The organism is Phormidesmis sp. 146-20, from assembly GCF_052939475.1.
This window is the reverse complement of sequence record NZ_JBJPHT010000001.1, coordinates 414,797-433,882: the sequence shown is the minus strand read 5'-3', so window position 1 is coordinate 433,882 and position 19,086 is coordinate 414,797. Positions and strand designations below refer to the sequence as shown.

The 19,086-nt window shown below is 48.8% G+C and carries 14 protein-coding genes; 6 read left to right on the top strand and 8 right to left on the bottom strand.

What is annotated here, in order from left to right:
- Window positions 1-138: 138 nt before the first annotated feature.
- Window positions 139-891, top strand: coding sequence for a hypothetical protein (locus tag ACKFKH_RS01965; protein WP_446856541.1), 753 nt, complete (start codon window positions 139-141; stop codon window positions 889-891).
- Window positions 892-945: 54 nt separating this feature from the next.
- Here the strand turns inward: ACKFKH_RS01965 and ACKFKH_RS01960 are convergent, their stop codons facing one another.
- Together ACKFKH_RS01960 and ACKFKH_RS01955 are read right to left on the bottom strand one after the other, a co-directional pair.
- The gene (locus ACKFKH_RS01960) at window positions 946-1,248 is read right to left on the bottom strand and encodes a cytotoxic translational repressor of toxin-antitoxin stability system (RefSeq protein WP_446856540.1); all 303 of its coding nucleotides are present in this window, start codon (window positions 1,246-1,248) and stop codon (window positions 946-948) included.
- Window positions 1,245-1,463 carry a hypothetical protein gene (locus tag ACKFKH_RS01955; protein ID WP_446856539.1) on the bottom strand — a complete coding sequence of 73 codons (219 nt, stop codon included), beginning with the start codon at window positions 1,461-1,463 and terminating at the stop codon, window positions 1,245-1,247. The genes ACKFKH_RS01960 and ACKFKH_RS01955 overlap by 4 nt, the downstream gene beginning before the upstream one ends.
- Before the next feature lie 419 nt (window positions 1,464-1,882).
- On the opposite strand from ACKFKH_RS01955, the gene ACKFKH_RS01950 reads away from it, so the two are divergent.
- Both ACKFKH_RS01950 and ACKFKH_RS01945 read left to right on the top strand, forming a co-directional pair.
- On the top strand, window positions 1,883-3,196 hold the full coding sequence (locus ACKFKH_RS01950; RefSeq protein ID WP_446856538.1) for a branched-chain amino acid ABC transporter permease: 1,314 nt from the start codon (window positions 1,883-1,885) through the stop codon (window positions 3,194-3,196).
- 42 nt (window positions 3,197-3,238) lie between these two features.
- Window positions 3,239-4,006 (top strand): ABC transporter ATP-binding protein, encoded by a 768-nt coding sequence (locus tag ACKFKH_RS01945; protein ID WP_446856537.1) that lies wholly within the window; start codon window positions 3,239-3,241, stop codon window positions 4,004-4,006.
- A 53-nt stretch (window positions 4,007-4,059) separates the two neighbouring features.
- Here the strand turns inward: ACKFKH_RS01945 and ACKFKH_RS01940 are convergent, their stop codons facing one another.
- A complete protein-coding gene (locus ACKFKH_RS01940; RefSeq protein WP_446856536.1) occupies window positions 4,060-4,431 on the bottom strand; it encodes a hypothetical protein in 372 nt (123 codons plus the stop codon).
- Between the two features lie 411 nt (window positions 4,432-4,842).
- Here ACKFKH_RS01940 and ACKFKH_RS01935 point away from each other — a divergent pair, with 411 nt between their 5' ends.
- On the top strand, window positions 4,843-5,538 hold the full coding sequence (locus tag ACKFKH_RS01935) for a Uma2 family endonuclease (RefSeq protein WP_446856535.1): 696 nt from the start codon (window positions 4,843-4,845) through the stop codon (window positions 5,536-5,538).
- Between the two features lie 4 nt (window positions 5,539-5,542).
- On the opposite strand, the gene ACKFKH_RS01930 is transcribed toward ACKFKH_RS01935, so the two are convergent.
- From ACKFKH_RS01930 to glpX, 3 genes are all read right to left on the bottom strand, one after another.
- Window positions 5,543-8,413 carry a UPF0182 family protein gene (locus tag ACKFKH_RS01930; RefSeq protein ID WP_446856534.1) on the bottom strand — a complete coding sequence of 957 codons (2,871 nt, stop codon included), beginning with the start codon at window positions 8,411-8,413 and terminating at the stop codon, window positions 5,543-5,545.
- Window positions 8,414-8,678: 265 nt separating this feature from the next.
- Entirely contained in the window at window positions 8,679-9,971 is a 1,293-nt protein-coding gene (locus ACKFKH_RS01925; RefSeq protein WP_446856533.1) for a glutamyl-tRNA reductase, read from the bottom strand.
- A gap of 114 nt (window positions 9,972-10,085) precedes the next feature.
- Window positions 10,086-11,123, bottom strand: coding sequence for a class II fructose-bisphosphatase (gene glpX, locus ACKFKH_RS01920; RefSeq protein WP_446856532.1), 1,038 nt, complete (start codon window positions 11,121-11,123; stop codon window positions 10,086-10,088).
- 492 nt (window positions 11,124-11,615) lie between these two features.
- On the opposite strand from glpX, the gene ribBA reads away from it, so the two are divergent.
- Window positions 11,616-13,319, top strand: coding sequence for a bifunctional 3,4-dihydroxy-2-butanone-4-phosphate synthase/GTP cyclohydrolase II (gene ribBA, locus ACKFKH_RS01915; protein WP_446856531.1), 1,704 nt, complete (start codon window positions 11,616-11,618; stop codon window positions 13,317-13,319).
- A 563-nt stretch (window positions 13,320-13,882) separates the two neighbouring features.
- On the opposite strand, the gene nblS is transcribed toward ribBA, so the two are convergent.
- Together nblS and purD are read right to left on the bottom strand one after the other, a co-directional pair.
- Window positions 13,883-15,793, bottom strand: coding sequence for a two-component system sensor histidine kinase NblS (nblS, locus tag ACKFKH_RS01910; protein WP_446856578.1), 1,911 nt, complete (start codon window positions 15,791-15,793; stop codon window positions 13,883-13,885).
- Window positions 15,794-15,916: 123 nt separating this feature from the next.
- Window positions 15,917-17,209: a phosphoribosylamine--glycine ligase gene (gene purD, locus ACKFKH_RS01905; RefSeq protein ID WP_446856530.1), complete on the bottom strand. Its 1,293-nt coding sequence runs from the start codon at window positions 17,207-17,209 to the stop codon at window positions 15,917-15,919.
- A gap of 578 nt (window positions 17,210-17,787) precedes the next feature.
- On the opposite strand from purD, the gene ACKFKH_RS01900 reads away from it, so the two are divergent.
- Complete coding sequence (locus tag ACKFKH_RS01900) at window positions 17,788-19,071, top strand: tetratricopeptide repeat protein (RefSeq protein ID WP_446856529.1); 1,284 nt, start codon at window positions 17,788-17,790, stop codon at window positions 19,069-19,071.
- Window positions 19,072-19,086 lie beyond the last annotated feature (15 nt).

Below are 19,086 nucleotides of genomic sequence, written 5' to 3'. Positions count from 1 at the left end.
GCTTTGGTAGACACTTCTCGCTCTAGTCTAGAAGGTTTGGCAGGAAGGGATCTTGTTGATGCTTGGCAGCTTCAGAGCGATCGGCTTAAGTGCAAAATCAAGTACGATGCGAGTAATTGTAGAAGTCAGTCAAGTGTGATGAAGCCTGAAGTCATTGCTGCCGTTATTTCCGCGATCGTGGCTACGATCAGTGTCGTGATCAGTGTTTACGGTCAAACTCGCATTGCCCGATTGTCTGACCGACTGATGAAGCAGCGTGAAGCCGAATCGCGTGAAGCTCAGACTGCCACTTTGATGTCTAAATACCGAGATCCTTTATTGCGATCGGCGATTGATCTTCAAAGCCGCTTATACAACATTCATCAAAGCAGATTTTTAGAGCGGTTTTATCTTCGATCGCCTTCCGCTCAAAGTTATGCAATGCACAACACTCTGTATGTAGTTGCAGAATATCTTGGATGGGTAGAAATTTTACGTCGAGAAGTTCAATTTTTGGACTTGGGCGATCTAGAACGGAACCGTCGCCTGAGTGAACTTCTTGTCAGCATTAATCAAGCGTTTGGACATTACAAATCCGGAGCCAATTTCCGACTGTTTAATGGCGAACAACGTGCAATTGGAGAGATCATGACGATTCCTCGCTCGAATAGTGAAGCGATCGGCTATGACTGCATTGGCTATGCCACGTTTGTTAAAAAGATGAGCGATCCAGAATTTGCAAGTTGGTTTACAGACCTGAGAGAGTCGATTGACATAATGGGAAACTCACCAAAAATCGATGGAGAAAGACTAGTCTTAATTCACAGTCGGCTGATCGATCTGATCGATTTTCTTGATCCTCATTGCGTTAGAGTTCCTCCGCAGCACAGGACTAGAATCGAACAGCAGTGAAGTTATGGAGCAGTGCGACAGTATATAAACTAATGAATTGAAGTCTAGTCTGCTTTAAACATCTGGCTTGGGCAAAATTCGTAAAAACTTGATGATTTGTCCTGTGATTTCAATGCAGATCAGATAGTTGTCTAGCGTGAAGCGGTAGAAAATCTCGCTAGAGCCAACGGGTTGAAATTCTGATAAATCTTGAAGTTGACCCATCTGAAAAAACTCGCCAAACACAAACTGCTGAATGCGGGGGAAAATAGACGGTTCTAGACTTTTGAGATCGATCAAGAAGGTACGATCGTAGCGGACTTCGAGCCTCGCCGGGAGCATCAAACCACCCATTGAGCTTGGCTTTGTCGTATTCATCGCGATCGGGGTGCAGGTTGAATGAGGGGTAACAGACGCAGCGCTTCTTCACGGGTCAAGGTGTCTCCGGGATTGTGGCACTTCTTAGACGCTTGGATCGCTTTCATCACATAAAGGTCATAAAATAGCGTTTCTAGCTCGATCCAGGTGCTTGCTAGTTCTTCGTCGGAGAGGCGATCGATCAAATGATGGGCGCGACTGCGAAATAGGTTCATAACTGATTGCCAACGAAAAAACATCGAACTCAACTGAGACAAACCCAAGTCAGCACAAAGCTTTGGACTGCATTTAGAATCTGCGTTCAGAATGCCCAAGTTGCGATCAAATCTCGCCTCGCGAATTGAATTCAAACGCCAAACGCTGAAGCCTAACTCAACGTGAATTCGACAGAGTTTTTTCGCTTCGTGATTCAGCACTTTCGCCCCCCAACCCCCCAATCTGGGGGACTTCCGGATGGGATTTTTTGCTCAAAGTCCCCCAAACTTGGGGGATTTAGGGGGCTGCCCGGAGCGATCACCGCAGCGAAGGATTTCATCGAATTCACGTTAACTCAATGTCGTTTGGCTGTGTTGATCGCTACGATTCCGGTTCCCTAGTAAGATACGATTTCATTACTCCACGCCTTTCTGAACTTATGGTTGGTTATCTCGTTTCACTGATTGTCTTTACCGCTGTCTATGCCCTGTTTAGTCTGGGATTGAACCTGCATTGGGGCTTTACAGGCCTAATCAACTTCGGACATGCGGCCTTTTTGGCGATCGGAGCCTATACGACGGTTCTTTTGAGTTTGGCAGGAGTGCCGATGATCTTCGCGGTCTTGATTGGAGGCGCACTGGCCGCCCTGTTGGGACTGCTAATCGGATTCTCAACGCTGCGACTGCGCGAAGATTATCTAGCGATCGTGACGATCGGCGTGTCAGAATTAATTCGGTTGGTGGCGCTCAATGAAGAATGGCTGACCAAAGGATCATTTGGCGTTCAGGGTTACGACTTGCCGCTGGCGAATTTTCGGCCTACGGTGGCAACTCGAATTGGCATGATTGCGATTTTTACAGCGATCGCGGTTCTTGCCCTCTGGCGATTGTGGAAGTGGACGGCGAAACGGCTGAGAGGAGTCGATCGTTCTCAACTGCTACAAAATTCGCTGATTTTGACGGGATATTCTGGCTCTCTGTTGGCTTTGATCTATGGCGTTGGGATGACTTCTCGTGCGCTAAAGCTGGCAAATTCGCTACCGGGCGGTGTGTTGATTGCGCTGCTGATGGGATCGCTGGTAGCAGTCGGTTGGATTTATACCTGGATTGCCAAACGGTTAATTTTGCCAAAGATGCCTAATTGGAATGCGGGTGTGGTGTTGCTGTCTACGATCGCGCTCTCGATTTTTGGCGTTTGGCTTTATGGAGTCAGTGCTGTGGCGCTTTATAACTATCGAGAAAATCCGGCGAGAAATGGGCTGCTATTCCTCTCAGTCATTACGGTAGCTGTCACGTTTTGGGCTTTGGAACGGCTGGTACGATCGCCCTGGGGACGAGTTCTCAAAGCGATTCGAGAAGACGAGCAGGTGGCTAAAGCGTTGGGTAAAAATGTCTTTGCCTACAAACTGCAATCGTTTATGATTGGCGGCTTTATTGCAGGTGTGGCAGGTGCCTTTCTCGCGTGGCAACTGAGTACGGTTTATCCTCGCAGTTTTGAAACACAAATTACCTTTGATACCTGGACGATTATTGTATTAGGCGGGGCTGGCAGTAATGCTGGAACGCTTTTAGGAGCAGCCATTTTTTGGGGATATACAACTTTGACGCGATCGCTTGATCAGTTCATTCCCTTGGCGGCCGATCAAGTGGGAGCATTGCGAATTATGCTAATCGGTCTATTGCTCATGTTGTTAATGATTTGGCGACCTCAAGGAATTTTGGGCAACAAAGACGAATTGACACTTGGCAAGTAATTAATCTTTGAATTGAATATGAACAGTGAAGATATAAACCATATGAATTCTCAAATGCCCGTCTTGTCGGCCACCGGATTGATGAAGAGTTTTGGTGGCGTAACGGCGGTAAATGATGCGGCGATCGCAGTGACTCCCGGCAGTATCACTGGATTAATCGGCCCCAACGGTGCAGGAAAAACCACCTTATTCAACTTGCTGTCTAACTTCATTCATCCCGACCAGGGGCGAGTCGTCTTTGATGGCGAACCGATTCAAAATTTGCAGCCGCACGAAATCGCTCAACGGGGGATGGTACGCACGTTTCAGGTTGCTCGCGTCTTGTCGCGTCTGTCAGTTTTAGAGAATATGTTACTAGCCGCCCAACATCAAACAGGCGAGAACTTTTGGAATACCTGGTTTGCAGGCAGACGAATTGCCAAAGAAGAGAAAGAAGCGCGCGATCGAGCAATGGAAATTCTCGCCTCAGTCGGTTTGGCAGAAAAGGCTCAAGACTATGCAGGCGGTCTTTCTGGCGGACAGCGCAAACTATTAGAAATTGCACGAGCCTTAATGACTCGCCCCAAGCTAGTACTGCTGGATGAACCTGCTGCTGGAGTTAATCCCACGTTGATCAATCAGATTTGCGACTACATTCACTATTGGAATCGTCAAGGACTCTCTTTTCTAATCATCGAACACAACATGGATGTGATTATGTCATTGTGCGATCGAGTTTACGTTCTAGCAGAAGGCAGCAATTTGGCCGTCGGCACACCCAGCGAAATTCAAACCAATCCTCAAGTATTAGAGGCCTATCTAGGGCAATAAGAGAGAGCCGCACGAAAGACGATCGACGACTCCCTAACCTCTTACAGTACCTCCTACAGTTGAATAGTTTCTTTGTCGTACAAATCCTCCAGGTGAATCAGTGAGCCATTGCCCATAATGATATTGAACTTCATTAGAGAACGTTGAACTTGATATCTAGACAACACTTGAATCACTTGATATTCAGTGGTTCGATCGCGGGTGCCATCCCATTTGAGCAGGGCCAGTTTTGTAGACGCAATCTGACTCAGTTGTGACACAAATTCGTCAATAGAATCGATCACATCCGAAAGAACGCCAGAGGACATAAAAATCAAACGCTCCTGCAAATCCAACGTCACCGTGACTTGATATCGTCTGACTGATGAGCATCGCAACTCAAAGCCAAACGAAACCGAGTCAGGAAGGGGATTCCTAACAGCCATATTGTTTGTCTCCTCTGTTAATGCAAAGAGGACGGGAACGCTGATTGTTCAAACGTTCCCCAGTCATGTGAAACGTATGCGGGATCTTGATTCCAGGGTGCCAAGATCCCATCGCAAAGCTGACGGTGTACAATCATATACGCCTCTGAAGTTACTCTACTTAACTTTAGATGGAAGTCCTCGGAGTCTGATGGTTCAGATCAGATCTCCGGGGCATTTCTATCCATCTGCGAAGTATTTTACACAGATTTTTGGTTTTTGGGAATCTTAATTTTTTGATCGTTCTACATTAGCTAAAGTGCGTAACAGGGCGACCGATTTAATCTTGTAAAGTCAGTCAAAGACATTCTCACAAACCGAAACTATCCCTCATCCTTCGCTAAAATTCAAGTAGTCCAATGGGAAACCGCCATGCTAGACTACAATCCCTTACATTGTTATCCCTCTTCCGAGGAGTTGCCCGACTCAGACGATACCCCCGTGGATAACGAGCTTCAAGATCTGATTCCGACCCTGCTAAAACTGATTCTCGGCTACCTCTGGAAAGACCGGATGGATTGGTTTTTTGGCATCGATATGGGAATTTACTACGATCCTGAATTGCCAGCCGTAGTGCCCGATGGCTTTCTGAGTTTGGGAGTCGATCGCATCATTGATGAAGACCTACGCCTCAGCTACGTTTTCTGGGAAGAACGAGTCGTTCCCATCTTCGCTCTAGAAGTCGTTTCTCAAAAATATCGCGGCGAATACAGCAAGAAAAAAGAACTCTATCGACAGTTAGGCATTCAGTATTACGCGATTTATTCAATCTACCGCCGCCGCAAGGCCAGATTGGAAGTTTATCGCTTGGTGGACGATGCTTATGTACTGCTATCAGGAAATCCCATTTGGCTGCCAGAAATTGGGTTGGGGTTGGGTACCGATCGCGGACTGCATCAAGGGGTCACACGAGAATGGCTCTATTGGTACGACGAACGAGGCGATCGCTATCCCACCCCAGACGAACGAGCAGAACAAGCAGAACAACGGGCAGAACAGGCAGAACAATTGTTTCAAGACTTGGTTGAGCGATTGAGAGCGCAAGGGATTGATCCTGAACAGCTTTGAGACGTTACTCGACAGGACGCACGATCGCAGGCGTTTTGGTCGGTTTGGACTGAAAAACTGCCTTGAGTGCCTCATCCAGCGTGGCTGCCATTGCAATCCGATTCTCATAAGCGACAATTACGCGAACGAGTGTAGGCAGACTGTTTTGTTCGGCTTCGAGATAGAGCGGTTCGACGTAGAGAAGAGACTGCTCGATCGGAATCACCAACAAATTGCCCTGAATGGCTCGTGACCCGGCTCGATTCCATAACGAAATCTGTTGGGAAATCACGGGATCTTGGTTAATTCTGGCTTCAATTTGCTCAGTTCCAAAAACTAATTCTTGTTTGGGAAACGTGTAGAGGAGAAGCTTTCCATAGTTTTGACCGTCCGATCGCGCCGCTAACCAGGCAATTAGATTGGTTCTTTGGTTGGGCGTGTAGGGCAATAACAGAATAAATTCTTCACGGTTGACCGTCGTTGGAAGATTGGTAATTAAATAATAGGGTTCAACAGGCTGCGCTTTATTCCCATAAATTTCATTAGGCACTTGCCACTGGTCTTCTCGGTTATAGAAAACTTGTGGATCAGTCATGTGATAAGTGATCAAACGATCGGACTGACCATTAAACAAGTCTGCTGGATAGCGCAAATGGTTTCGCAACGCGGCGGGCATGGCATCCAACGGTTTGAATAAATTGGGGAAAATCGCTGCCCAAGTCTGGATCATCGGGTCTTGAGAATCTGCAATATAGAAATTCACCGACCCGTTGTAGGCATCAATGACAACTTTGACTGAATTGCGAATGTAGTTAAATCCCAATTGACCAGGATCAGAATAAGGATAGCGATCGCTCGTTGTATAGGCATCTACAATCCAATATAAATAGTTTTGAGTGGGGCTTCGTGTCGGATTTCCCGCATCGGCTACAACAAGATAAGGATCTTGATCAAATTTTAGAAAGGGAGCGATCGAGCGAATTCGCTGATTGATATTGCGGCGAAACAGAAGCTTTGTGTCGGGAGTAAAGTCGCGAGTAAACAGCATTTGCCAATCATTGAGGACTTTAGAAAAAGCCAGTTTTCGCCAGAACGATCGGATCGAAACGCCGCCCTGTCCGTCATAAACGGTGTAAGCGTTCTCGTTGCCGCTGGGGTAGTCAAACTCGCGCACCCTTGTCGAAGTCATGACGTAGGTGTTGGCAATTTCACCGTAATAAAGGCGAGGATTGGCGATCGGAATACTCTCTCGAATACGATCGTTGGCCAACCCCAAAGCACTTCCACCTCGATTGGCATCCGCCCCAATATCTCGCACTAAATAATCAGGTAATCCACCAGGCGCAACTTTATTCACCGGACTAACTGTAAAGCCATATCCATGTGTATAAACTAAGTGTTCATTAACCCATGTTTTCGCTTCAGCAGGAACGTTGTTATAGTCGAGTTCTCTCGCCGCGATCAGAACTTGTTGGTTTGCAGAAGAGTTTGGGCCAGTGGGTAGACTGTAGCGATCGATGTCGGCATCAAAAAATCGATAATAAGGGCGAATTTGCTGAAGTTGACGGTTGGTTTCTAAAAGAGGGCGCGTATCCCAAAGCCGAATGTTTTGAACAGTTAAACTATTTCTTTGCAGGTCAGCAAAGGTGAGATTGTTCTGCGGATCGAAGGTTTGTGCGTCGATCGCGGTGAGATTAAAAGCTTCCCTCGTTTTAGCAATGCTGCGTTCAATATAGGGGCGTTCTCGCGCTAATTCATTAGGCTGTACGGCCAGTCTTTGAACGGCGATCGGGAGCAAAAAACCAACCACTACGACCGCCAGTAAGTAACCAGAAAAAAGCGTGGTGTCTTGTATTCTATGTTTTGAGCGAGTTTGGTAAAAAAGATACAAAGAAATTACCAATGCGCCAATACTCAAAACGGTGTTTGCGGGCAATTGCACTATTGTATCTGTGTAGCTTGCGCCATAGGCAACGCTGCGAGTTGAATAGAGTAATTCATATCGACTGATCCAGTGAGTCAGGGCGATCGCCATCATCCAACATCCGCCCAATCCTGCAAGGTGTCGCTGTTGCGGTACAGAAAGTTTGTGAACTCGACCTTCACTCAAGCTGTTATCGACAAGTAAGTAGCTTAGATAAACCGAGACGAATCCATAAGTAAATACTCCAATCAACCAGAATTCAAACAGCTCGATAACTGGCAAAAAGAATATATAAAAACTAATATTTAAATTAAAAAGTGGATCAGTTTGATTAAACGTCGTCGCATGAAACAACTGTAAAAAGTTACCCCAATAATGAGAAAGCGTAAATCCAAGAGACAAACTGAGAACAACCGCTCCAACTTTCAACAAAAACTTTGGATAGATTAGAAGTGCGATCGCCCCACCCAACAGCAACAACAATTCGATAGAAGCCATCCAGCCATCCCAAATCGAGCTAATTAATTGGGTTAAAATTTGAGCGATCGCCCCCAACCGAAACTGCGTCGGCAACGCTGGCGTAATACTGGGAACCGTCCAATCAATCTGCCAATTTGTGATGGCTCGACCGTAGTGCAGCAGCAGCAATCCCAGCAAAAAACTCATGCCAAATGTGAGCAAAAGCAGCCAGGGGAGAGCGTTGGGAGGGGGTGAGGAGTGAGGAGTGAGGAGTGAGGAGTGGGACTTGAATCGTTGGGCTAAAGAGAGGTTGATGAGCAGGAATGCGATCGAAGCAACGGTGACGATCGTCCAGATGGCTGCTTGAGTACCGAGCCTGAGCCAGAAAACCGATCGATAATTGACTTCCTGAAACCAAAGACTCTCCACGACAAAATGGGCCAGCCAATCAAAGCCAAACCACAGTCCCAATAAGATGACGATCAGTTGAGAAGCTTGATTCCAGAGGCGCATAAATTTAGGTTAGCCTGAGCGCTCCATGAGAAATACCACCATTCTCAAACAAATAGACCACATACAGACTAGAATTTTGGGCATTGCTGAATCGTGGGATGAATTGCCCCAAAGCGGAGAGAAACCCAATGTTCAAAGTCCCCCAAAATTGGGGGATTTAGGGGGCGAAAAGATGGACACTTCCCACGCATTCATCCCTCCAATCAGCAACGCCGAATTTTGCTTCTACCTGCACAGGGCCTACTTGATTAGATTTTCGGGATGTCTAAACTCTCGCTTGACTCGACGGCTTCTCTAAATTAAACAGCAGTTCTAGTGTCTGCATCGCTTGACGACGAGCCTCAATATCTTGCTGGGCGCGAAGCTGCACCATCGGATCGTGCAAAATTTTGTTGACAATGCCGCGAGTCAGCGCTTCGATCACTTCTTTGTGACGATCGCCAAACTCCGTCCCCAATCTCGAAAACGCCTTCTCCAACTCTTGAGCGCGAATTGCCTCCACTTTGTCTCGCAAACTGCTGATCGTAGAAACTGTTTCCAGCGATCGCCACCACACATCAAAACTGTCTACTTCTTCATCCAGCAGCGCTTCCGCTTCCATTGCCATCTGTCGCCGACTTTCCTGATTTTGCGCCACCACCGCCTTCAGATCGTCCACATTGAACGCTTGAACGTGATCCAACTCATTCACATTGGCATCCACATTTCGCGGAACAGCAATGTCAAACACCATCAACGGCTGATTGGGTTCCAAAATCGTCTCTAGCTTGGAGCGATCGAGAATCGGCTCGGTCGAAGATGTACTCGTGAATACAAGGTCAGAATGCGCGATCGTCGGCATCATTTCCGCCAAGGTCAACAGATTTAAAGTTGCATCGGGAAACAGTTTGGCGAGTTCTTGAGAACGCTCCAGCGATCGATTCAAAATCGTAATATTCGTCGCCCCTTTAGACAAAAGATGCTGCACCAAGAGACGAGACATTTTGCCAGCGCCAACGATCGCCACCCGGCAAGCCGCCAGATTTTGCGCTTTGATCTGAGCCAACTCCACCGCCGCCGAACTGATCGAAACCGCCCCCGTCCCAATACTGGTTTCTGTACGAACACGCTTCCCAGCCGTAATTCCCTGCTTAAAGAGTTGATTGAGAATCCGCCCAACGCCGTTATGTTGTTGACCGAGTTTGTGACAATGCTTCACCTGAGCCAAAATCTGCCCTTCGCCCAGCACCAGACTATCTAACCCAGACGATACCCGCATCAGGTGCATCACTGCATCTTGGTGCAGCAGCGTGAAGAGATACTGACGCAAGTAGGGCGCAGGTAGCTTGCTGTGTTCTGAAAGAAATTGAATAACTTCGCGAATGCCCTGATCCGTCTCGTCCGTGACAATGTAAATTTCTAGACGATTACAAGTGCTGAGAACGGCGACTTCTTGAAGGTGAGGACAATTACACAACTGAGCGATCGCCTTATCATACACAGGCTCCGGGATACTCAGCTTTTCGCGAACTTCAACCGGGGCAGTTTTGTGACTTAACCCCACAACGGCAATGTTCATCTTAAATCACTCTGTTATTTTAAACCGCCACGATGTAAGAGTTTGAGTTTTTAGTTGAGCCTGCCTTCCACCAAAAGCGCTTCCAACAGGCTCAAACCTCATAGCTTCTTGAACTTAACGCACTTGAATGGTCTTGGGTTGGTTAAACATGTGAATCGTATCCACAAATCGCGCCGTCTTAGACTGGTTTGAGATGACCAGAGACTGGGTTCTCGCGCCACCCTTAAAGAAGCGCACCCCTTCCATCAAGTTACCGGGCGTGATGCCACAGCCTGCAAACAACACGGTGTCGCCCGATGCCAGCTCTTCAGCGCTGTACACTTTGTCAGGGTCGGTGATGTTCATGCTTTTGAGGCGATCGAGGTTTGCTTCTCGGCTTTCCCCAATCAGTCCCGTTTTGACGACGGCCGGATCGTAGATCAGTTGTCCTTGAAAGTGACCGCCCAAAGCCCGCATCGCTGCCGCCGAAATCACGCCTTCAGGAGCGGCCCCGATGCCCATCAGTCCGTGAATGTTTGTTCCCGCAAAGCCGCAGGAAATTGCAGCGCCCACGTCACCATCACTGATTAATTGAACTCTGGCACCTGCTTCCCGAATTTCAGCAATCAGGTCATTGTGGCGTTCGCGCTTCATGACCACGATCACGAGTTCTTCGATCGACCGATCCAAACACTCAGACAAAATCTTTAGATTCTCGGTCGCAGACTTATTAATGTCTACTTTGCCTTTTGCAGCCGGAGGAGCCGCCAGCTTCTTCATGTAAAAGTCGGGAGCCGCAAACAACCCACCTTTCTCAGAAATGGCCATGACCGCCATCGAACCGGGCTGACCATAGGCGCAAAGATTGGTTCCTTCGCAAGGGTCAACCGCAATATCAATCTCGACCAGTTCATCCGGGTTGCAGAAATTTTTGGCATCTTCCTGGGTACAAACGCCGACTTCTTCGCCAATATAGAGCATGGGTGCGTCGTCGCGTTCCCCTTCTCCAATGACAATGCGACCGCGCATGTAGATCTTATTCATCCGCTCCCGCATGGCTTCGACCGCCACATGGTCAGCCATATTTTTGTCACCCTTGCCCATCCAGCGCGCGGAGGCGACCGCAGCCTGCTCAACCACTTCAATAATCTCTAAACCCAGCGTGTTTTCCACGAAGTAAGTCCTCCAACTGCTGATTTTGCGCCCTTTCGTTTAGCGCTCTCAGTTTTTAAGTCTACCAAAAGGGGGTGATGCCTTCTTGGATGTCTCTGTGTTAAGTTTTGCGTCTTGATCAGAAGCGTCGAGTCAAGAAGAAAATGCCTATTTGGTGATGAAGCGATGAATTGAGCGCCGATCGTCACCCTACTTCATCGTTTTTCAGTCATTCAAGTGAGGAAATTGCGCTAATCGCTCAATTACCATTTCTAAGGGAGGAATTTACAATACGAAAATATCAGGATGGTGTGCGGTCATTGACGACTTTTGATTTTTTGGGCATTTTCAGCACATTGGCTGATTTTTTTCATCCGTAATGGCTTGCCTTTCACCCTGCATCCAGGAGATTCTTTCTCAAAAGAATTACTATCAAAGATAGGTATGCTTCCGAAGTCAAAGGAATTACAATCAAGATAAAGTCGCTTCAAAAAACTTTACGGTGTTATCGCCTTGAACCTCTCCGTCAACACTCAACCCCTGTTAAACCATCCATTTTCCTTCGATCCGATCGATGAAGCTCTGGCTGACCTCAAAGCGGGCAAATCGATCGTCGTCGTCGATGACGAAAATCGGGAAAACGAAGGTGATGTCATCTGTGCCGCCCAGTTTGCCACCCCCGACATGATTAATTTCATGGCCGTCTACGCAAGGGGCTTGATTTGTCTGGCAATGACGGGCAACCGATTGGATGAATTAGATGTGCCTCTGATGGTGCGTGAGAATACTGACAGTAATCAAACTGCCTTCACGGTGAGTATTGATGCCTCTCCACGGGTGGGGGTGACGACGGGCATCTCGGCAGACGATCGCTCTCGAACGATTCAAGTGGCCCTCAGCCCAGACACTCGACCCAGCGATTTGCGCCGTCCAGGTCACATTTTTCCGATTCGAGCGAGAGAAGGCGGCGTTTTAAAGCGGGCCGGCCACACCGAAGCGGCGGTTGATCTAGCTCGATTGGCAGGTTTGTACCCGGCGGGTGTGATCTGCGAAATTCAAAATGCGGATGGCTCAATGGCGCGCCTGCCAGAACTGATTGAATACTCTAAGCTCCACGGCCTCAAGATTATTAGCATTGCCGATTTGATCAGCTATCGGCTGCGGCACGAGCGCTTTGTCTGCCGAGAAACGATCGCCGACTTGCCCTCCCAGTTCGGTCGCTTTCAGATTTACGCTTATCGCAATCTGTTAGACAACTCTGAGCATGTCGCGATCGTCAAAGGCAATCCTTCTCAATTCAAAGATCAGCCTGTGATGGTGCGCGTTCATTCAGAATGTTTGACGGGAGATGCGCTGGGTTCTCTGCGCTGTGATTGCCGAATGCAGCTTCAGGCCGCGATGAAGATGATCGAGAATGCGGGTGCTGGGGTCATCGTCTACCTGCGTCAAGAAGGGCGAGGCATTGGTCTGGTCAACAAGTTAAAAGCCTACTCGCTGCAAGATTTGGGGCTAGATACGGTCGAAGCCAATGAGCGGTTGGGCTTTCCGGCTGACCTGCGGGACTATGGCGTAGGCGCACAAATTCTCAATGACCTGGGTGTGAAGAAAATTCGCCTGATTACCAACAACCCTCGCAAAATTGCTGGACTCAAAGGTTATGGCTTAGAAATGGTCGATCGCGTTCCTCTGCTAATCGAGGCGACGTCCTACAACTCCAACTATCTGACCACCAAAGCCGAAAAGATGGGTCACTTGTTTTTGCGAACCTATCTGGTGACGATCGCGATTCACCTTCACGACGAGGTGGAAACCGTCACAGAGCGCTATGAACGTCTAGAGAAACTCAGATTTTTGGCGAAGGCTCACGATCTGATGCTGCAAGAAGAAGCTCGACCTGTCGCCTCTGCTCTCTTTGGGCAGGCTCCGCTGATTGTCAATCTGGGCTTTGAGCAGGCGTTGGTTAGTGATGCAGATTGGTACAAGGCTCCCGGACATCCCTATATTGGGTCGATCGCACAGATTCTAGATACTCTGATGCAATGGTCGTTTGTTGAGCAGCTAGAATTCATGATCTCTCCAGGCTCCGATCCGTTGACTGGCTTACAGGTACAACTCGATCGACGCACCTTTGAGATCGGACAGCAGCCCTCATCGATCTGCACCGCCTTAGAAACGCAAACGATTTACAGCTTCTGCAAACAGGAGTTTGAGGAGTAGTTCAAACGTTTAACGCTTAGGGTTGAAAACTTGTTCAAAAAGCTTTGTCTCTACAAGTCCTTCTCAATTGTTTTAACTGAGAACTGCTGAATCTGAATCGTTAAGATTGAAAGTCTGGAAGATCTCCAGAATAGCGGCAGAAGCGTCAAACACCAGAGCGAAAAACTTCATCGAATTCACGTCATCGGAAAATGTGGGGAAACCCCGTGCTTTTAGCCCGGCTTTAGATTGATTTCTGGTACAATCGCATTGGTCAATGACCCACCCGCGACGATGGAGACATCAACCCTAACACCAAAGTTTGTAGACAACTGCAACGGGGAAGAAAAATCGGTAGACCGGGAAAAGAGGACGGGGCAATGGAGACAACCCTTGAATCAACAAACCCCATAGAATTCTCCTTGAGATTTCGAGCCATCAGAACCGCTGGGCTAGCGGGGATAGTCTGTGGAGCGACCGTAAGACCAAGACTCCTTGAGAGTGGAGGCGGGTGCTATGAAGCAGAAACCTAAATCGTGAGGTTTGGGAATCACCGTGGGTTTACCCCGGTGAGGATGTCAACGTTAGCCTTCGATCGCTTCCAATACCGGAGTCTCTAAAGTCGGTAAGGGTGTGATTGCGGGTTCGTCTTGATAAACTGCCAGGTCAAACCAGAAGGTTGTCCCGACTCCGACTTCGCTAGTTAGGCAGACTCGACTGCGGTGCCGCTCAATGATATTGCGAACGATCGACAGCCCCAGTCCAGTGCCTTCCAGGGTGTGAACTCGATTTTCGACGCGGAAAAATCGCTCAAAAATGGCATCCTGGTCTTCCTGGTCGATGCCAATCCCTGTATCAACAATCTCAATTCGGACTCGTCTCGAAGGAGGGGTTGCCTCAAGACCAGACGTTGACTCCTCAAGCACTTCCGCAGGCAACAGATGGGCCCGCATCGTGACTTTGCCCCCGGCTTCTGTAAACTTGAGCGCATTGCCGACTAAATTGGCAAACACTTGCAGCAGGAGATCATAGTGACCCAGAACAGGCGGCAGATCGGGATCAATATCTTGCAGTAGCTCAATCCCCTTGTCTCTGGCATTGAGTTGGTAGGTGCGAAGAATTTGCTCGATCGGTTGTGCTAGATCCACCGCCTCAAAGTGATAGACCTTGCAGGATTCGAGGCGAGACAGATCCAGGACATCGTTCACCAAGCGGGTGAGGCGATCGGTTTCTCGGTTAGCAGTTTCCAAAAATTCTTGTCGTTCAGCGTCGCTCAGATCTTCCCCATATTCGTAGAGGGTTTCGATAAAGGACTTGATGTTAAAGAGCGGCGTTCTCAACTCGTGGGAGACATTGCTGATGAACTGGCTCTTGGCTTCGTTTAACTCCGCTTCGCGCGTGATGTCTTGTACCGTGACGGCAATGCCTTTGATGTTTTCTTTGTAGAGATCGAGAACCCGATTGAGCAAAATGCGAATGGTGCGATTGGTCGGCTCAGTGAACGTGATGCGAAATTCAGCTTCCTCTTTGAGTTCTCCTCTAGCCATCTGATAAAGCGGTCGCGTCAACTCAACCTGAACGGCAACCGGGAAAGAGTAAAGCGCATTGGTGCCTTCGATGACTTTTCCTTCCCAACCAAAAATGCGACGAGCCGTAGGGTTAACCAGCACGATTTGCAGATTGGTATCTAACAAAACGGCTCCATCAGCGATCGTCGAAACCAGCGTTTCTAGTTTTGCCTTTTCTGCGGTCAATTCTTCAATATTTTGTTCTTCGTAGCGCTCTAGCCGTTCTGCCATTTCGTTGAAGCTGGCGATCAGTTCGCTCAACTCAACCCCGCCCCCTACGGGGAGATCGACGCGCTGCTTAAAGTTACCTTTGGCGATATTCTTCACGCCCACCACAAGTTCTTTAATCGGCTTCGTAATCTGTAGGGCATTAAACACCGCGCCCAAAATCACCATTACCCAGATCGAGACAAAAACCGCGATCGTCACATCGCGAGTCAGGTGAGAAGAAGCCACGGCGGTCGGATTGGGATTGGTACCGATCGCCAGCGCCCCCAGATATTTCCCTTCATAAACCAGCGGCACGAAAACATCCGTCACTTCTCCATCAGGTGTGATGTGCTGCCGAACCAGGGGCAAGTCGGAATGATTGGCAAAATCGTCCGGGAGTTGAATGCGTCGCCGGATTGTCAGAGAATTTTGAACTTCTGAATCAGAGAAGGGAATGCCAAAAAAGATATTGCCGTCAGCATCGGCATAGATCATGTAGCGGACGCTAGAAGTGCTGCTGTAAAAGCGATGAGAAAACCGCGCCAGTTCTGTCCGATTGTCTTCTCCGACTAAAGGAGCCACGTTTGCCGCCAGCAATAGACCCAAATCGCTGCCAAATCGAGTATCACTGAGGCGAGCATCCTGCTGAATCGTATTGACTGCCCAAAAGGTCAGACCGCTCATGATCAGAGAAACCACCAGGGTCGCGGCAGCCATGAGCTTAGTCTGGAGGGTAAATTCTGACCACCAGCGAATGAGAACGTCTTGAATGGATTTGAGGATAGACAAGGTGAATGACGGCTGGAGGGCTGTTCTGACAGAGCTTATCTTAATATTAGGCTAATTTGGAGTCGAGCCGACGGTACGAACGCGATCGCCGATATCCCTTCGATAGTACATGCCTTCAAATTGAATGCGACTGATCGCGGCGTAGGACTGGTCGATCGCTTGTCCAAAGTCTGCACCGACTGCGGTCACTCCCAGCACACGCCCACCATCCGTCACCAGCACATCCTGCTTGCGCTGCGTCCCCGCTTGAAACACTTGGGCACCTGTGGCTTCGGCCTGATCTATGCCTCTGATCTCAACGCCTTTGGTAAAGCTTTCGGGATACCCTTCTGAAGCAACTACCACACAGGCGGCGGCTCCTGGCTTCCATTCAATCTCTGGCAAGGTCTCTAGTTGGCGTTGGGTGCAGGCTAACAGAATTTTTTCGATCGGCGTTTCGAGCAGGAGCAAGATAGCTTGAATTTCTGGATCGCCAAATCGACAGTTAAACTCAATGACTTTTGGGTCACCTGCGGGCGTAATCATCAGTCCCGCGTACAAAACGCCGCGATAGTCGATTTCTCGGTCTCGAAGGGCCGCGATCGTCGGTTCTAAAATTTCGGTCTGAATGCGGGACATCAAAGCAGGGGTCGCGATCGGAGCAGGCGCATAGGCACCCATTCCTCCAGTATTCGCCCCAGTGTCACCCTCTCCGATCCGTTTGTGGTCTTGGGCAGGCAGCAAAGGGCGAATCGTCAAGCCGTCTGTGACCGCCAAAATAGAAACTTCTTGCCCCGTCAGACATTCCTCGATCACCACCCGCTGACCCGCCTCGCCAAACTGCCCCTCAAAACAAGCCTCGATCGCAGCGACCGCGACATCAATGGTGGAAGCTACGGTGACTCCCTTCCCAGCCGCAAGCCCATCTGCTTTAATGACGATCGGTGCACCTTGCGATCGAGCGTAGGCTTTGGCAGACTCGGCATCGTTGAACACCTCAGCTGTAGCCGTCGGAATCCCAGCTTGACGCATCAAACCTTTGGCCCAGGCTTTACTCGACTCGATTTGTGCGCCTTCGCGAGTAGGGCCAAACACCGTCAAATGCTGCTGCTTGAGATAGTCGGTGATGCCTAGCGCTAGTGGCAGTTCGGGGCCGACAATAATCAGAGCTATATTGTTGACCAGCGCAAATCGAGCAATTCCTTCAAAGTCATCTATCGATAAAGGTAAATTGCTACAGCGATCGAGGTGAGCAGTTCCTCCGTTACCCGGCACGCAGACCACCTGTTGCATCTGCGGCGACTGTAGTAGTTTCCACGCCAGGGCATGTTCACGTCCCCCATTGCCAACAATCAAAACCCTCACATTGCCCTCACTCAATCTCACAAGTGTTGTTAATGGTGTAGCGATGGATGAGATTAACCCACGCGACACACAGCGGTCAAGCGATATTACTCAAACCGTCTTCAAAATTTTGTCTATCTAAAATACTAAGCTTAACGGTAAACTCTCCAATACGGACGAATGGCATCTCATTATGTCATGGGAGTGTTGAGGTTTGAGTTATCAGTTGAATAAAGCTCAGGTTCGACTTATTTTGTGGCAGTAGCTTTTATCATTCAGGTGAATTTCGGTTTATTTTCCTCTAACTTTTATTGTGGTCAAAAACTCACTTAATCTTCCTACTTTCGGTATCAATAGACCCTTAACTTGCGGCCTTACTCAGCGCTCACTTCTGCTTAGATAGAAGTTATTAATCCAAGGATTGACTAGCTCAGTCGGCTGACTACTCAGTAATTCTTGAAAATTAATTCTTGAAAATTTAATTTTTGAAACTTTCGAGAGCCGTTTCACTTCTGCTAACCAAAGGGTTGATGAAAAATCTGCCGTTTAATTTGCTGTTTCTTGCCGCTTAAACATTTACACCAAGGTCGATCGTGCCTATGACAGTCAAGTTTTCTGACTTCTTAATCTGGGTCAGTGCAGGAATCGTAGTTTCGAGCCTAAATTTTGGCGTTTCTGCCCAGTCGGCCGAGGCTCCCCAACCAAAGCCTTCACCCACCACACAGCCGACCGCCAAGCCTCCCCAAAAAGATGAGTTCCCGCCCAGTCCGCTGGAGCTAACTACGCCTGATCCCTTACTGCCAGGTGGTTTAAAGACTCCCTTGAGTGCCGTCGATCGCTCCCGTCTAACGATCGCGCTGGATGCCCTCAATCAAAAAGCCCTGGTCAAATTAGCGGCTCAACAGCCTCTCGAAGCCTTTGGGTTGTGGAATCGAGAACTGCGGCTGCGTCGTGCATTGGGGTTTGTAGAAGAAGTGAAGGCGCTGGGTCGAGTCGGCGATTTAGCCTGGAAACAAAATCAACCTAACCAAGTGCGGGTGATCACACTTCGACTGCAATCGATTCAAACTCAGGTGCAGACCGGGAAGCTGGATAAGATCCCTCCGCAACCCGCCTTCGATCGCACTCAACTCTTCTCTAGATTAGGACTCGCCTATCAGCAAGTACGATCGCCCGGACTCGCCCTCAGCGCCTATGACACATTGTTGACCGAAGCTCGGCAGCGCAAAGATGTCACCCAGGAAATCAGCTTGTTGAATACGATCGGACAGCTTCATTTAAGTTGGTTTGACTATCCCAAAGCGATCGCCACCTACACTGACCTGCTGAATGGCTCAAAGGCAAGGCGCGATCGGGCGAATGAAATTGTGAGCATCAGTCAACTGGCCTTTGCCCACGAGCAAGCCAAACAACCCGCCCAAGCTGTTCCCTATCAGCAGCAATTGGTGCAGCTTTTTGAGCAAACTCAGCAACAGCCGCTAATTCCCCCGCTCAAGATTAAAATTGCTGACAACTACGCCGCCAGCGGACAAACTGCGTTAGCAGAGCAGACTTATCAAGAAGCGTTCACCCTGGCACAACCCCTGCTCCAGTTAGCCTACACCAAGGATGCCTTGCAAAAATTGGGAGCGCTTTACCGCAAGAACGATCGCCCAGACGCGGCCCTGAGAGTTTACGAATACCTGATCGGTTTTGGGCAGCAAACCTCTGACCTCTACAGCACAATGGATGCTTACGACAAAATTGGGCAAATCCAACTTGCTCGAAAGTCTTATGCAGAAGCCGCCACCGCTTTTAATCAAGGGCTAGAACTGGCAAAGCAGCTTAACTATCGGATGGATTACTTCACCACCCAGATTCAAGTCGCACAAAAAGGAGAGTAATTCGCTAATTTGAGT